Below are 1,387 nucleotides of genomic sequence, written 5' to 3'. Positions count from 1 at the left end.
CGAGTGCGCGGCGGCGACGATCGAACTGGCGAACTTTTCAGCTACGTGGACCTTGAGGTCCGGGTTCGGCGCAATCATCCATTGCGGGCGATCAGGACGATCGTGACTGAAGCCCTGTCGAGGCTGGAGCGTGAGTTCGCGGCGCTATATTCGCCGATCGGACGGCCATCTATCCCGCCGGAGAAGCTGCTGCGGGCGATGCTTTTGCAGGCGTTCTATTCGATCCGCTCGGAGCGGCTTTTGATGGAACGGTTGGAATACGACCTCCTGTTCCGCTGGTTCGTCGGCATCGGCGTCGACGACGCAGCCTGGGACCATTCGGTGTTCTCCAAAAACCGTGACCGGCTGCTGGAGGGCGATATCGCGGCGAAGTTCCTGGCGGCCGTGCTGGCGCAACCCAAAGTCAAGAAGCTCCTGTCCACGGATCACTTCTCGGTCGACGGCACGCTGATCGAGGCCTGGGCTTCGATGAAGAGCGTCAAGCCAAAGGGCGGCCCAAGCGGCGGTCATGGCGAACCGCCGGCAGACGGCGGCGGACGCAATGCGGAAGCGGACTTCCACGGCGAGAGGCGATCGAACGAGACGCACACCTCGACTACCGACCCCGACGCCAGGCTCTACCGCAAAGGGCGGGGCAAGGAGGCCAGGTTGTGCTTCATGGGACATGGGTTGATGGAGAACCGCCACGGCCTGCTGGTGGAAGCCTGTCTGACGCTGGCCGACGGACATGCCGAGCGGGTGGCGGCCCTGCACATGATCGAACCTCGTGCCGACCGGCCGCGGGCGATCACGCTCGGTGCCGACAAGGCCTATGACGCAGAGGACTTCGTCAACGAGTTGCGCTCGATGAAGGTGACACCCCACGTAGCGCAGAACACGAACGGCCGTCGTTCGGCGATCGATCGCCGCACCACGCGCCACGGTGGCTATGCCGTCAGCCAGCGCATCAGAAAGCGCATCGAAGAGGCGTTCGGCTGGATCAAAACCGTCGCTGGGCAGGAGAAGACCAAATTGCGCGGCCGCGACCGCGTTGGGTGGGCCTTCACCTTCGCGGCCGCCGCCTACAATCTGGTGCGGCTGCCCAAGCTCTTGGCGGCGTCGAAATGACCGTGCCCGCAGGCTGCCAACTGATCGGCCGCTGGCGGATCATCGAAGCCGATCTGTGGGATCGCGGTTACCTGAACCTCGGTGGACCCGCAACCATCGCCATCGGACCCGACAACAACGGCGAGATCGCCTTTGGCGCCCTGCAAGCCGGTCTCGAACTGAGCTACAGCCCCTCGATAGTTCACTTCACATGGGCCGGGTGTGACGAGATGGATGAAGTCACAGGCGACGGCTATGCCGAATTGCTCGACGACGGCTCGATCGAGATCACATTCGCCTA

Annotated in this window: 2 protein-coding genes; both read left to right on the top strand. The window is 63.6% G+C overall.

What is annotated here, in order from left to right:
• Window positions 1-3: 3 nt before the first annotated feature.
• Window positions 4-1,107, top strand: coding sequence for an IS5 family transposase (locus NKJ20_RS33980; RefSeq protein ID WP_352749953.1), 1,104 nt, complete (start codon window positions 4-6; stop codon window positions 1,105-1,107).
• Window positions 1,104-1,387, top strand: a 284-nt coding sequence (locus NKJ20_RS33975) for a hypothetical protein (protein ID WP_352749951.1), incomplete at its 3' end; no start/stop codon positions are given. The genes NKJ20_RS33980 and NKJ20_RS33975, both read left to right, overlap by 4 nt.

The organism is Mesorhizobium sp. M0185 (genome assembly GCF_040322175.1).
In the GTDB taxonomy this organism is placed as follows: domain Bacteria; phylum Pseudomonadota; class Alphaproteobacteria; order Rhizobiales; family Rhizobiaceae; genus Mesorhizobium.
Note: the sequence above shows the minus strand (reverse complement) of the source record. Positions and strands in the feature narration are given on the sequence as shown.